We start from the raw sequence: 13750 nt of genomic DNA on the forward strand, positions 1-13750 counted from the left end.
CAACAGTATCGATTAAATTTATTAAAATGATAGCGAATTAAATGTTTCCTATATATTTCAAGCCAAAGTAAGGGCCAGCAGCAGCGAAATCAGTTGCTGTAACTGGTAATACAGTGGTGTTTAACGCATGGATATAGTTAAACCACATGTATCCAGCATCCAGAACCAAATCACCTTGTGCCATTGCATAATCATAACTAGCACCTAACTTAGCTTCTAATTCTGGAACGATCGCTGTTCTAGAACCGCTAACATCAACAGTGAACACTGTAGGAAGACCAGGAACAGAACCATCTGGGTCAACAAAGTCAACGTCATAGCTGTGTTTTTGTGAGCCAACTAACAATGCAGCAGCTGCTTTAGCATAAATACCAAAACCATTGCCGAATACGTAGTTCATGTCGATACCAGTACGTGGACCAAATCCGTTGTATTGAGTGTTACCTTCAAATCCAACAGTGAAATCTGGAACACCTGCATCAAAGTCTGTCGCAAATGCATGAACGCTTCTCTTAATGCTTGCAAATTGGAAACCGCCATGGAAACGAATTTTCTTGTTAGCGCTGAAGTCAACAAATTGACCGAACTCACCGTTAACAGCATCCCATCTGTTCTTATGACCAAAACCAATTAATGTATCTGGGTCAAAAGCAGGAGTAAACTCATGGTTGTTCCAACCAGTATCTAAATGATACCAAGTTAAAGTGATGTCGTTTCCAGTATTGAAATGGTATGAACCTTCAATTTGGAAGCCCCAGTTCCATTGAGCTTCTAATTCAGTATTGATAGAAACGCCTGTTGGAGTTACATCGATATCCAAAGAAACGTCGTTATCGGTCATTGTTTGCAATACTAATGCTTGGCCGCCAACGTTCCATCCAGTACTTGGGCAAGGAACAGTAACGTTACCTGGGGTACAAACTGGACCCATGGTACCTGCAAATAGTGTACTGCTGCCTAAAGCTAAAATTGCTAAAGTAGTTTTCTTTAAACTTAACATGCTTATGTCTCCGCATAAATTATTATTGTTTCCTATTTCATTGATAACTCTCTACTAGGAGTTGTCATTAGCATGCCTTCGTCGCTTCAGGTCGATGCATGCAACAGTGTGAGTATTAGCAGCGGAATAGAATAAGTCAAGAAGATTTACAAAAAAAAATTAATATTTTTCAAGTAGATATGCTTTTTTTATGCATTGAATATTTTTTTTGAGCATCATGATGATTCTTTGGTTTTTTGTATTAAAAATTGAAGCCGATGCACCATCTGTAAGAAAAGCAAGAATTACGTGTTCAGGATAACTAATATAGTGTATCCCTTACAACTTGCAACCTTTTTCTAAGATTTTACGACAGTGCTATCTAGTTAATTAGTTTGCCCTAATAACAGCCAGTCCACTTTATTTTTTTATGAGCGTAATCACAACTCTGCGATTCGCTGCGCGACCTACATCAGTATCATTTCTGGCAACAGGATATAGCTCTCCCACCCAGGTCACATGAAGCATTTCTTTAGGTACACCAAGTTGTAACAGATATTTTTGCACAATTCGTGCCCTATTTTCAGATACTGCATTGTTATAACCTTTACGCCCATTAGCATCAGCATAACCAATAATTCTTATTTCATTAATTTGAGCATCCGCCTCTACATATCGCGCAATACGTCGCAATTGATCCTTATCTTTATCGCTCAACTCGCAGCCATCTTCTTTATAATGGAACATACTCTCTCGTACTTGCTCATAGTCAAAGGGTAACAAACTTCCAATACATTCTTGATATCGCGAGTAGGGCTTTTGAAAACCAACAGGTGACAAAGCAACCGTTGTATTAAACCCAGTTTCACCTCGATATACGAAGTTAGGTTCGTAGCCTTGTGAGAGGAACGTAAGTAACTTTAAACTCGCATCGCGTCTTAGATAGATGCCATACTCCCCTGGTTTAACTACTAATTCGCCAGCAAGAGCTGAAGGGCGATCTGGTTTCCAATTGGGAGATTTTATGATGATTTTGGCAGGTAAATACTGTTGTACCTCATCCCAAGTTCGTAAAATAAAATGAGGTGGTTGGGCCGCATATTGTTCAAAATATGCAATACCATAATTAGGAATAGTCAGTGATAATCCACAACGCATTGGGTTACGGCTGACACGCCACCCCTTTGCTCCTAAAGGATTTGCAAAATCAACTTGCGTCATTGCGTGTGCTGTATCTATTGTAAGCAGTGTGCTTAATGCAATACATGCTAGAAATTGTCCTTTTTGATCCACAAATGCCATCTTTTACTCATTCTCGTGACTTGTTTCATGTTATCCTTAATTATCGGCAAGAACGCAGGAATCTTTACTATGCAAACGCTAATAATTAATCGCCCAGACGATTGGCATGTTCATCTTAGGGATAGTGAGATGCTACAACACACCGTGCCTGATAGTGCCCAGCATTTTGCTCGCGCTTTAATCATGCCAAATCTCAAACCGGCTTTAACCTCAGTATCATCACTTAGTGAATATCGAAATAGAATTCTAACCGCACTGCCTAAAGGAACTACTTTTGAACCGTATATGACTTTTTATCTGAATGACTCCGTACGTGCCGAAGAATTACAGCAAGCTACGAAAAACCCTTATATTCTCGGTGCAAAACTGTATCCCGCAGGTGCGACAACCAATTCAGAAGCAGGTGCAAAGTCATTAACCGATCTTTACCCTCTTTTTGAAGTGTTACAAAGCAGTAACCTAGTACTGCAAATTCATGGAGAAGTAACTCATAGTGATATTTTTGAACGTGAGTCCTTATTTATTGATGAGTATTTAAAACCGATCGTACGAAATTTTCCTAAACTAAGAATAGTGTTTGAACACATATCAACCCGTGCTGCCGTCGAATATGTGACTGATGCTCCATCAACAGTTGCAGCAACGATTACCCCCCATCATTTGTTATATAACCGCAATAAATTGCTCGCAGGGGGATTGAGACCACATTATTATTGTTTACCTATTTTAAAGCATGAGCACGATCAAAAAGCATTACAAGAGGCTGCCTGTAGCGGTAACCCCAAATTTTTTGCGGGAACGGATAGTGCCCCTCATATTGTAAGCACCAAAGAAAGTGCCTGTGGTTGTGCAGGAATTTATTCTGCACCATTTGCTCTCGCTCTATATACACAAGTATTTGATGAAATGAACCAGTTAAAACAACTCAATCATTTTCTCAGTCGGTTTGGTGCTGAGTTCTATCAACTGCCGATCAATCAACAACACATTGAATTAGTTAAATCCCCACAAACCATCCCCGCCTTTCTGCCTTTAGGCTCTAATCAAGTTGTTCCGATCGCAGCAGGTGAAACCATTCAATGGAGTATTCATGCGCCCACGCGATAGTGTATTTTATATGAATTTAAAAGAACGATTTCGTGGTTTTTTACCTGTAGTTGTTGATGTAGAAACAGCCGGGGTCGATCCGTGCAAAAATGCATTATTAGAAATGTGCATCGTATTAATTTCTATGGATGAACAAGGTAATTTTTATCGTGGAGCAAGTCATTTTGAACATATTTTGCCTTTTCCAGGTGCGGAATTGGATCAAAAATCTCTAGAATTCAATCAAATAGATCCTTACCAACCCTTGCGTTTTGCCCTAGATGAAAAAATCGCTTTAGAAAATCTGTTTAAACCCATTTTTGTCGCGCTGAAAAAAACTCAATGTCAACGCGCTGTCTTGGTGGGACATAATGCATGGTTTGATTTATTGTTTATAAAGGAAGCCATCAAAAGAACTGGAGTTAAATCACCCTTTCATGCCTTTACTTGCTTCGATACAGCCACACTAGGTGGATTCATGTATGGACAAACCGTATTAGCCAAAGCAGCTCAAGCTGCAGGAATCCCTTTCAATCCTCAGGAAGCTCATTCAGCTATTTATGATGCAGAAAAAACCGCCGATTTATTTTGCCATATGGTGAACATCTGGAAAAGTGCCCAGCAAAATACATAATTAGAATGTTGCGAAGAGTAAACCATACTGCCCGGGACACATTTTTGCACCCCGGGCAACTATTACAATGAATCAGAATGCTCTGATAAATAAGCAGCAACACCTTCTGTTGATGCTTTCATACCTGCTTTACCTTTTTCCCAGCCAGCAGGACATACTTCACCATTTTCTTCAAAGTGTTGAACTGCATCAATGATTCTTAAAATTTCGTCCATATTACGACCGATAGGCAAATCATTCACGATTTGTGAACGAACTACGCCATTGGTATCAATAATAAATGCACCACGGAACGCAACACCTGCAGCAGGATGCTCAACTCCATAGGATTGGCAAATGCTATGAGTCATATCAGCAGCCATAACATATCGCACTGGACCAATACCACCCTTGTTAATTGGTGTATTTCTGTACGCATTGTGAGTGAAGTGTGAATCAATTGAAACGCTAACCACTTCAACATTGCGGCTTTTGAACTCATCAATACGATGATCTAAAGCAATCAACTCAGAAGGACATACAAAAGTAAAATCCAGAGGATAAAAAAACACGAGTCCATACTTACCTTTTAAATGCTCGTGTAAATTAAATTTATCCATAATCTCACCGTTAGGCATAACAGCTGCTACGGTAAAATCAGGAGCTTTTCGTCCCACTAATACACTCATTCTATGATCTCCATCATTATCGTTATTATTATGGTATTAACTCATTATATTAGGCAGCGATTGCATCACGCAGCATGGTTTCTAATTCACCTTGTTGAAATAATTCAGCAATGATATCAGAACCACCGATTAACTCACCCTTCACATAAAGTTGTGGAAAAGTGGGCCAATCAGCATACTGTGGCAATGTTTGGCGAATATCAGGATTAGCAAGCACATCAACATAGGCAAAGTCTACCCCGCAAGATTCAATGCATTGTACTGCACGAGCAGAAAATCCACATTGTGGCATCTTCGGCGTGCCTTTCATATAAAGCAGAATGGCATTTTCCGCAATTTGCTTCCTAATTTTTTCTAAAGTATCCACGCACACACCTTTATAATAAGTTAATTATTGCTCATTATCGCGAAAACGTATAAAACCCGCAACCAATAAATTTTTAGTACAATAGATTAACAGATCTTAGTTTAAAAGCCAACTAATGTTCCATTTGAGCTAATAATAACCAAGTGTACACACTAATGGCACTAAGTTAAGAATATTTTTTAGCCTACGCTCCTTGGATTTCGCAAACAACTCGCGGAACGTAGGCTCTGGGCGAATAAACTTAACTTAGCGCCTGGTGAATACACTGATTATAAATAGTTCCATTTTTTTCAAGCACAAACTGCTTTTTTGTGTATTATGGATAATCTTCATTGAATATCATCCCCTTCCTGCTACACTTACCCGCACAGAATAAAATAATAGGAGATTAGGATGACATTTACATTGCCTGAGTTACCTTACGCCAAAAATGCGTTAGAACCTCACATTTCCAGTGAAACATTAGAGTATCATTATGGCAAGCATCACCAAGCCTACGTTACCAATTTAAATAAATTAATCCCAGGTACTGAATTTGAATCCATGGATCTGGAAGAGATCATTAAAAAATCAAAAGGCGGAATATTCAATAATGCCGCACAAGTTTGGAATCATACCTTTTACTGGCATTGCCTCAGTCCTAATGGTGGTGGAGAGCCCAAAGGCAAGTTAGCTGAAGCAATTAACAAACATTTTGGCTCATTCAGTGCATTTAAAGAAGAATTTACAAAAACTGCCATATCTACTTTTGGATCAGGCTGGGCTTGGCTTGTTCAAGATAGTACCGGTGCTTTAAAATTAATCAGCACCAGTAATGCAGGCACACCAATGACTGAAGGTTTAACTGCCTTATTGACGTGTGATGTATGGGAACACGCCTATTATATTGATTACCGTAATGCCCGCCCCGACTATGTTTCTGCATTCTGGTCTTTAGTTAATTGGGATTTTGTAGTCAGTAACTTTAAATAAATCATTCTTTTTACCATGGATATCTTTCCTCATGTAGCATAGGGAAGAAAGTTATGTCTATAATGTGACCGCACCCGATCTCTCCCTGAAGGGAGAGATAATTTTTGAGTGGAGATCCTTCAGTTTTAAGGAAAACATTATGGCTTTAATTACGAGTTACAATCCTATGCCAATAACTTTCACCCATGGAGAAGGAGTTTGGTTGTATGACGAACAAGGCAAGGCCTATCTTGACGCTTTAAGTGGGATAGCGGTTTGTGGATTAGGGCATGCTCATCCTGATGTCACAAAAACCATCCAGCAACAAGCAGCCAAGCTTATCCATACATCAAACACCTTTCACATCAAACAACAAGAATTACTTGCCGAAAAACTTACAACTATGGCCGGCATGGATCAGGTTTTTTTCGCTAATTCAGGTGCTGAAGCCAATGAGGCTGCCATTAAATTAACCCGTCTTTTTGGCCATAAAAAAGGAATAGAAACACCCTCAATTATTGTTATGGAAAGAGCGTTCCATGGCCGAACAATGGCAACATTGACTGCATCAGGAAGTCGAAAAGTACAAGCAGGATTTGAACCCTTAGTACCTGGTTTTATTCGCGCCCCTTTTAATGATTTGGAGGCCGTTCATACTATTGCAGCCAACAGAGAAGATGTTGTTGCGGTTATGCTCGAACCCATTCAGGGAGAAGGTGGAATTTATGCAGCAGAAGAAAGTTATCTTCGCTCCTTGGCCAAACTTTGTGAACAGCATGATTGGTTGCTTATTTTGGATGAAATCCAAACCGGAAATGGCCGCACCGGAAAACTTTTTACCTGCATGCACTATGACATCCAACCAGATGTTCTTACTACAGCAAAAGGTTTAGGAAATGGGCTTCCTATAAGCGCTTGCCTGATGAGTAAAAAAGCAAAAGATTTATTTAAACCAGGAAATCATGGTTCAACTTTTGGAGGCAATCCTCTTGCTTGCGCTACCGCTTTAACAGTATTAGAAGTCATAGAGCGTGACAAAATTTGTGAAAAAGTCACGAAAAACAGCGCTCTGTTAATGGAAAAATTAATTAAAAATCTGGGCGAACATCCTGGGGTTAAAGCGATTCGTGGTAAAGGATATATGATAGGCATTGAACTGGACCGACCTGCCATGGACATGCGTTTGCTTGGGCTGGACAATGGCATACTTTTTAACATTACTGCAGATACGGTGGTACGACTTTTACCCCCACTCATTATAAATGAAGATGAAATCGATGAATTAGTTAAGCGTTTAACCCTAACGATCAATCAATTTATTCAAAATTAACTACCCTCCATATTTTAGCCTGTATCCAATGACGATTGCTTCGAGATACAGGCTAAATATCAACAGAATTAGATTGTGTTTGCGTACACAATGGACTTTAAACGCTACGAATAGGGATGCAAGTGGGATTATTAGGCCTCTTGCTTCATTATTTCAAAAAAATCAACAACCGTATCATAAATCTTTCTTATCACTTGATTCTTTGACTTTAAATTCAAACACGTATCTTCTTCCACATTGGCTGCTTCCAGTTTTTGACAAATAAGGTCAAACATATGGGCATCCATTTTCTCTAATTCAGGAAGCATGTGGCTAATTCGCTCTAGTAGATAGTTTTTTTTACTTTTTCTTGACCCAAATAACCGTCGCTCCAATCTATCCATTAAGTCATGGAGTTCATTTTCGCGACCGCTGCATGTGATGCGCATAAAACCATCATGTTTTGACAATCCAAAATAGGATAAAGGAGTAATCATGAGATTATCTTCAAACAATAAATAATAGGCTAGCTCTTCATCCGTCTTTACTAAACCCGACCGCTGCAAAACGCGCGCAACATCTTTGGGCAATGGCAAGCCAAACATATCACTAAAATCAGCAAGAACATAAAAAGTGGCTTCTATCTGATATGAAGGATCGGGCATTGCAGCCCCCATGGCTTTTAACCGCGCAACCACATAATCGACCTTTTTCTTATAGAACGTAGCAATATTATTTTTTTCCTCGGCCCCAAAATTCGCCATGGTCTGTGCATAAGCGGCTTGTGCTGAACGCGGCGCATGAATAAAGTAGCTTATGTTTTTATTGAGCATTTCATTCATCAAACTGGATTCAAACACCAAAAGAACTGCCATGCGTTCGCCGGCTGCAGATAAAGCCTTTGTTGCTGAACGTAGGACGATCACTCGTTCTTTAAGATCGGGAGCAATTTTTAAGAACGAAGGCATATCTGAAAAACTCATCTCGGTATAAGCTTCATCGAAAATGATGTACAAATCAGGATACTGACGTAAAACATCCGCAATTTTTCTTAACTCATCTGCATCAATAATGTTTCCCAGAGGATTGGATGGATTACAAATGAGTATGGCCTTTGGCCAACCGTGATCCATTTCAGCAAGGGAATAAGCCTCCTTAATACTTTCTTCCGTAGCCTGTGCGGTGAGTTTATATCCTGGCTCATCCATCACATGAATAGGGTGTAAACAATGCAAGGGGTTATTGGAATAAGCGCTGTAATAAGGAAAAGGGGTAATAATTCGATAACCCGGTACATCTTCATAATGAGTATTAAAAGTTTCAAATAATACTCGTAAGGCACCAATACCTCCTACAGTAAATAATATATTTTGTGCTGTAATTTCTGTTTCATACCAGCGTGACATGATGTCTGCCATTAATTCTCGTGGCGCAAAATCTCCGCGAGGATCGCCATAATCAATAGCAATATCTTCTTCGACCTGGTGAGGGTCTACTTTCCATTTATTGGTTAAATGGTCTAATTTTTGCCAATATGAAAGATAAGATGCAATCGTATGTGAATTAATAGGATAGGTTGGTTTGCCAAGGCCGGCAAAGATTAATTTTTTGGTTTCGGATAAACCTTGCGCCTGTATCTCATCTCTTAAAGCATTTGCCCATAATGCCAACAGCATTACTTTTTCAATTTTATTTGCACAATGTCCATCTGGAGTGAGCATGGTATTACCGGATATTTAATTTTGCTCATTATAACAGAATGCAAATGAAACATGACCTCAATTTTAAGAACAATCAATTCAATAAAAATCCTATATTAATAAAAAGTTAGTAACCTCTTTATCTGCTATGCTTAAAACAAGGGAATACTTCTTTAATTTTTATGGCAATGGAGACGATTGACCAAGCCCTAAAATACAGGATAATTCATGTTTTTTAGATTTGGGCACTCAAAAATACACTGAATTAAAATTTTAATTTATCACGGAACAAAATGGCAAAAAAAGAAACTTCCAGCACTGCTAACTTAATCGCTGATTTAGAAAAAACAGTTCATACGTTACAAAATAAAATCGATCATCTGGAAGCACAATATGCCCAATTAAAAAATCTGCTTGATGCCGTACCAGGAGATGTCTACTGGAAAGACTTAAAAGGTGTCTGGTCTGGTATGAATCAACGATGCGTCCAAAGTCTTCATCATATGAAATTCATTAATCAATGCGATGAAAATGAAGTTCTGGGCAAAACTGATTATGAGATATTCGGTAAACAAACCGCCGATATTTATCGAGCAAATGACCTGGAAGTGATGGAAAAAAATGTTGAGTTGTCACGGGAGGAGAAAACTCTTTTGCCATCAGGCGAAGAAGTGATTTTACTTTCGACTAAAAGGCCTTTGTTGGATAAATCCGGAAGCATTATTGGCATTCTTGGAAATACCATCGACATTACTCATTTAAAAAAAATCGAATCCGAGCTCAAAAGAGCTAAAGAAAAAGCAGAAGCTGCGAACTATGCCAAAGACGAATTCATTCGCAATATGAGTCATGATATTCGCACCCCTTTAAGTGGAATTATTGGAATATCTAGCATTCTGGAACAAGAAGCTCAAAATACCCGCGGCAAAGAACATGCACGCATGATAAACATAAGCGGAGAGCAGCTCTTGGCGCTGCTTAATGGGGTGCTCGATATAATTGCTGCAGGTAGTCAGCAAGAAAACATTATCAATGAATCTGTATGTAATGTGCATGATTTAATCGACAGCATTGCAGATTTAGAACGTCCAACCATCGCTTTGAAAAAATTGGATTTATTAATCAGTATCGACTGCAATACTCCTGAATGGATAACTACAGATGCGGTAAAACTGCATCGAATTTTATTAAATCTTTTAGGAAATGCGGTTAAATTTACGGAAAAGGGGTTTATTGAAATTGGAGTCAGGCCTAAATCACATCATGGCCAAACATTACTTGAATTTTTTGTTAAAGATACTGGTCCGGGAATTAAGCCGAAAGATAAAGACAAAATTTTCAAACGGTTTTATCGGGCAACACCCTCATCTCAAGGTCTTTACTCAGGCCATGGCTTAGGCTTACATATAGTGAAGCGTTATACCCAACTTTTAAAAGGCAAGATACGTGTTGACTCTGCCATCCATGCTGGGACCACATTCACGCTCACAGTACCTATTCAGAATGCAGAAAAACCTGTTCATGAACAAGAGTTGACACCTCTCCCCCTCTCTACGACTTCTGAAGAATTAACTAATGTTCCTATGGTACTACTTATTGAAGATAATGCTATTGCTTTAACCATGATAGAAAATCTTTTACAACAAGTTGGCATCCGCTTTTTATCGGCCTCAACAGGCGCTCAAGCGTTAGAACTATTTCAATCCCATACTTTCGATTGGATATTAAGTGATATTGGTCTACCTGACACCACCGGGATACAATTAACCAAAAAATTTCGTCAGTATGAACAAAGTCATAACCAAACACCCATCCCAATCATTGGTTTAACGGCCCATGCAGTCGCTGATGTTGAAAAGGAATGCCTACAATCTGGAATGAATCAAGTAATAACGAAGCCTCTTCGCACTAACTTGCTGCAGGAGCTATTGATTCGATACAGCAATTCCAAATTTCCCGCGGCTAATTTATCGGCTTCACAGCCTGAATCCATTCTGCAATTTAATGAATATCCCTTATTTGATAGTACTGAGGGTATAAATAATCTAGGTTCAGAAGGAGCCCTAAAAAAAATACTGCACCTTCTTATCGAAGAAAATACCAAAGATTTAATAAAAGCAGCTCAGGCTTGGGAAAAGCAAGATCTGATTGAAATTAACAAGTTAACACATAAAATGAAAAGTAGTGCACTTTATTGTGGTACCATGCGTTTGCGTCATACTTGTGAAGTCTTAGAAAAACATTTTCAAAAAAATCCAGAACTATATCCTCAAACGCTTTACCAACAACTACTCAAAGTTCATCAGGAAACTGTGACGGCACTACAGGATTGGCTTCAGCAATAACTAAATCTCAAGTGAATCCTAACAATTTCGAAACGAATCTCCGTGAAACGTTCCATTTAGAGATCCTTTACTACATTCGAGTGACATATTCTGCGAAGACACCTCCCCTGTGAGCATAAATTAAGCCAACTTAAGGATGCCTTAATATTGATCAATATATACTTTAAAGGTTCAAATCATCTCAAGAGTATCAATGACAGGCTATTTCAAACTGGGTGACATTGTCTATCCGTACTTATTTAAAGAGAATGAGACAAATTTCTCCCCATTAGAGTTGTCCCATGTGCAACGGGGAAACGTGGTTATTGTTCGTAATTCAATACCTGTTGGATCACTTAAACTACTTTTAGGTTATCTCAAGAGGAATAATTTAAACCACATGCATGTCCTTGTTGGAGTCGAAGGTCAAGGGGCTACCGAACAACATATTGTTACGATGCACCTTCCACCTAATGGAGCACAGCCAAAAATCTATGATTCCAAGTACAGCAATCCTGAACGCTTCTTTGCAAAAGATTCTTCAAAAAATACGACAAGAGGCATCTTAGCTGCTGCATTGCATTCTTTAAATCCATTTGCACGCTCAGAGCAAAGTGTCGATTTATCGCATTTAGGTTCTGAAATCCACTCTGCTACCTATTATACTTTGGGAACTCAATCGTTTTTTGATGGCATTACTTGCGGTTATCATACAGGGAGTGTCATCGAAGCTTTAGCAAGTTTACTCGGGAGCGGTGACGATCCTAATCCTACAGAACTATTAGATGCTCTGAAAAATCCAGTAACGGATTCAGCCAAAAAACTTCGCGCACAAGAAGCACCCATAACCCCAGATATGTCAATTTTTTCCTTCTGGATAAAGGCCTGGCAAGATACTTTTTTACCTCTTACTGAACAAGGGGAACGATCTAAGTATCATTTTGGCCATTACTTTCTAGGGTGGCCATCCGATAAAGGCTCAAAAATAGCCTATGCTATTACTTTAAAATTTATTACCGCCCCATTAACCAATTTACTATCGCTTCTTACGGAGTTCCCACTTAATTTTCTTAGTGAAACATGTTCCTTTTTAAAAAATAGGACACTTTCCTGGGCTCCAACTAATTGGTTCACCCAAAGCATACGAAGTGTTTTACTGCTTTCCACTATGGGACTACAGGGACTATTTAAAGGGACCTATTATCTGATTCGAACCGTTACTTCGCCCATTGCAAGCTTTAAGGACGCTCAAAAAGTTCATCCTGCTTTAGGATATCTCAGTGCACTAGCCTCTTTATGCTTTATTGGGGCCGCAATAGGTGCTCTTGCCTTCTTTGCCCCCCCTCTCGCGGCAGCACTTATGCCCTCTATGGGTCCTGGAGCACTTTCCATGTTAAGTACTCTAGCTTATCCTTTTATCGAACTGTTTTCTTTAATCAGTTTATCAATTCCCACAGCTACCGGGGCTATGCTCTCATTAATTACCCTCGCATCTTCTTTTGGTGTTATGCATCTGCTAGGCAGAAAAACTATTTACCCCGAAGAGACTCCAACTCCACCTGTACAGCACAAAGAAATCCATATTGAACCACCCGAAATAGGCAGTAATGTGAGTGCTCTTCTACCTAGTGAAAACGGCCTTTCTAAGGATGATGTTTGGGTGGATGTGGGAGATGACATACCGATAAAGAAAGAACAAAAATCTAACAATGACTTCAAACCCAATGATATTCAGGCTACTATAGTGCTCAAGCCTTAAATAACAAAATACCCAATTCCTATGAGCACGCTGGATACTCTAATCGCCGAAGTAGATAATGCGCTACGTACTATATTTCCCCCTGCACAGCGGATAAGTACTCGTCCATCCCCTGCAGAACCACTTCCTGACATAGCTCTTTCTATAAAAGAAAAGAAACATGTGGCTGGTCTCATGCGCGTCAATCATGCGGGAGAAGTCTGTGCCCAAGCACTTTATCAAGGTCAAGCGTTAACAGCTCGCTTAACCCATATTAAAAAGCAAATGAGTAATGCTGCTGCCGAAGAAATAGATCATCTAGCTTGGTGTGAAGAACGATTAGCGGAGCTCGGTTCAAAACCAAGTATATTAAATCCTTTCTGGTATGCTGGCTCAATTATATTAGGAGCTTTTGCTGGTTTTGTTGGAGATAAAGTCAGTTTAGGTTTTGTTGCAGAAACGGAGCGCCAAGTCTCTGATCATCTGGGGCGTCATTTACAAAAACTACCAACAAAAGACAAAAAGTCTCATGCGATTCTCGTTAAAATGAAAGAAGATGAAGAACAACATGCAGCAACAGCGTTGAACGCTGGAGGAATTGAACTTCCTTACCTGGTCAAACAATTAATGCGTGGTGTATCTAAATTAATGACTAAAAGTAGTTACTATGTATAGTAGTCTGATGAAATAGA

Annotated in this window: 12 protein-coding genes; 7 read left to right on the plus strand and 5 right to left on the minus strand. The window is 39.3% G+C overall.

All coding sequences use genetic code 11. The features are described 5' to 3' along the window. Nucleotides 1–37: 37 nt before the first annotated feature. Together ACWTEW_RS28985 and ACWTEW_RS28990 are read right to left on the minus strand one after the other, a co-directional pair. Entirely contained in the window at nucleotides 38–1000 is a 963-nt protein-coding gene (locus ACWTEW_RS28985; protein ID WP_454781490.1) for an Lpg1974 family pore-forming outer membrane protein, read from the minus strand. A 399-nt stretch (nucleotides 1001–1399) separates the two neighbouring features. Then, nucleotides 1400–2281: a flagellar protein MotY gene (locus ACWTEW_RS28990; protein ID WP_454781491.1), complete on the minus strand. Its 882-nt coding sequence runs from the start codon at nucleotides 2279–2281 to the stop codon at nucleotides 1400–1402. Between the two features lie 69 nt (nucleotides 2282–2350). Here ACWTEW_RS28990 and pyrC point away from each other — a divergent pair, with 69 nt between their 5' ends. Together pyrC and rnt are read left to right on the plus strand one after the other, a co-directional pair. Then, nucleotides 2351–3388: a dihydroorotase gene (gene pyrC / locus ACWTEW_RS28995; protein ID WP_454781492.1), complete on the plus strand. Its 1038-nt coding sequence runs from the start codon at nucleotides 2351–2353 to the stop codon at nucleotides 3386–3388. After that, entirely contained in the window at nucleotides 3372–4001 is a 630-nt protein-coding gene (rnt, locus tag ACWTEW_RS29000) for a ribonuclease T (protein WP_454781493.1), read from the plus strand. Before pyrC ends, rnt begins: the two co-directional genes overlap by 17 nt. Nucleotides 4002–4063: 62 nt before the next feature. On the opposite strand, the gene ACWTEW_RS29005 is transcribed toward rnt, so the two are convergent. Further along, nucleotides 4064–4669, minus strand: a complete 606-nt coding sequence (locus ACWTEW_RS29005; protein WP_182392161.1) for a peroxiredoxin — start codon at nucleotides 4667–4669, stop codon at nucleotides 4064–4066. A 49-nt stretch (nucleotides 4670–4718) separates the two neighbouring features. Beyond that, nucleotides 4719–5036, minus strand: coding sequence for a Grx4 family monothiol glutaredoxin (gene grxD, locus ACWTEW_RS29010; protein WP_454781494.1), 318 nt, complete (start codon nucleotides 5034–5036; stop codon nucleotides 4719–4721). A 393-nt stretch (nucleotides 5037–5429) separates the two neighbouring features. On the opposite strand from grxD, the gene sodB reads away from it, so the two are divergent. Together sodB and ACWTEW_RS29020 are read left to right on the plus strand one after the other, a co-directional pair. Further along, nucleotides 5430–6008 carry a superoxide dismutase [Fe] gene (gene sodB, locus ACWTEW_RS29015; protein ID WP_454781495.1) on the plus strand — a complete coding sequence of 193 codons (579 nt, stop codon included), beginning with the start codon at nucleotides 5430–5432 and terminating at the stop codon, nucleotides 6006–6008. A gap of 139 nt (nucleotides 6009–6147) precedes the next feature. Then, nucleotides 6148–7317, plus strand: coding sequence for an aspartate aminotransferase family protein (locus ACWTEW_RS29020; protein ID WP_454781496.1), 1170 nt, complete (start codon nucleotides 6148–6150; stop codon nucleotides 7315–7317). Between the two features lie 131 nt (nucleotides 7318–7448). On the opposite strand, the gene ACWTEW_RS29025 is transcribed toward ACWTEW_RS29020, so the two are convergent. Beyond that, on the minus strand, nucleotides 7449–9017 hold the full coding sequence (locus tag ACWTEW_RS29025; protein ID WP_454781497.1) for a pyridoxal phosphate-dependent aminotransferase: 1569 nt from the start codon (nucleotides 9015–9017) through the stop codon (nucleotides 7449–7451). 272 nt (nucleotides 9018–9289) lie between these two features. On the opposite strand from ACWTEW_RS29025, the gene ACWTEW_RS29030 reads away from it, so the two are divergent. From ACWTEW_RS29030 to coq7, 3 genes are all read left to right on the plus strand, one after another. Beyond that, nucleotides 9290–11341 carry an ATP-binding protein gene (locus ACWTEW_RS29030; RefSeq protein WP_454781498.1) on the plus strand — a complete coding sequence of 684 codons (2052 nt, stop codon included), beginning with the start codon at nucleotides 9290–9292 and terminating at the stop codon, nucleotides 11339–11341. A gap of 193 nt (nucleotides 11342–11534) precedes the next feature. Further along, the gene (locus ACWTEW_RS29035) at nucleotides 11535–13079 is read left to right on the plus strand and encodes a hypothetical protein (RefSeq protein WP_454781499.1); all 1545 of its coding nucleotides are present in this window, start codon (nucleotides 11535–11537) and stop codon (nucleotides 13077–13079) included. Nucleotides 13080–13100: 21 nt separating this feature from the next. Further along, nucleotides 13101–13733: a 2-polyprenyl-3-methyl-6-methoxy-1,4-benzoquinone monooxygenase gene (coq7, locus tag ACWTEW_RS29040; protein WP_454781500.1), complete on the plus strand. Its 633-nt coding sequence runs from the start codon at nucleotides 13101–13103 to the stop codon at nucleotides 13731–13733. Nucleotides 13734–13750 lie beyond the last annotated feature (17 nt).

This window comes from Legionella stuttgartensis, assembly GCF_977063405.2.

Coding starts and splice junctions, on each gene's coding strand:
- ACWTEW_RS28985 (WP_454781490.1), bottom strand. CDS start 1,000: ATGTTAAGTTTAAAGAAAACTACTTTAGCAATTTTAGCTTTAGGCAGC.
- ACWTEW_RS28990 (WP_454781491.1), bottom strand. CDS start 2,281: ATGGCATTTGTGGATCAAAAAGGACAATTTCTAGCATGTATTGCATTA.
- pyrC (WP_454781492.1), top strand. CDS start 2,351: ATGCAAACGCTAATAATTAATCGCCCAGACGATTGGCATGTTCATCTT.
- rnt (WP_454781493.1), top strand. CDS start 3,372: ATGCGCCCACGCGATAGTGTATTTTATATGAATTTAAAAGAACGATTT.
- ACWTEW_RS29005 (WP_182392161.1), bottom strand. CDS start 4,669: ATGAGTGTATTAGTGGGACGAAAAGCTCCTGATTTTACCGTAGCAGCT.
- sodB (WP_454781495.1), top strand. CDS start 5,430: ATGACATTTACATTGCCTGAGTTACCTTACGCCAAAAATGCGTTAGAA.
- ACWTEW_RS29020 (WP_454781496.1), top strand. CDS start 6,148: ATGGCTTTAATTACGAGTTACAATCCTATGCCAATAACTTTCACCCAT.
- ACWTEW_RS29025 (WP_454781497.1), bottom strand. CDS start 9,017: ATGCTCACTCCAGATGGACATTGTGCAAATAAAATTGAAAAAGTAATG.
- ACWTEW_RS29030 (WP_454781498.1), top strand. CDS start 9,290: ATGGCAAAAAAAGAAACTTCCAGCACTGCTAACTTAATCGCTGATTTA.
- ACWTEW_RS29035 (WP_454781499.1), top strand. CDS start 11,535: ATGACAGGCTATTTCAAACTGGGTGACATTGTCTATCCGTACTTATTT.
- coq7 (WP_454781500.1), top strand. CDS start 13,101: ATGAGCACGCTGGATACTCTAATCGCCGAAGTAGATAATGCGCTACGT.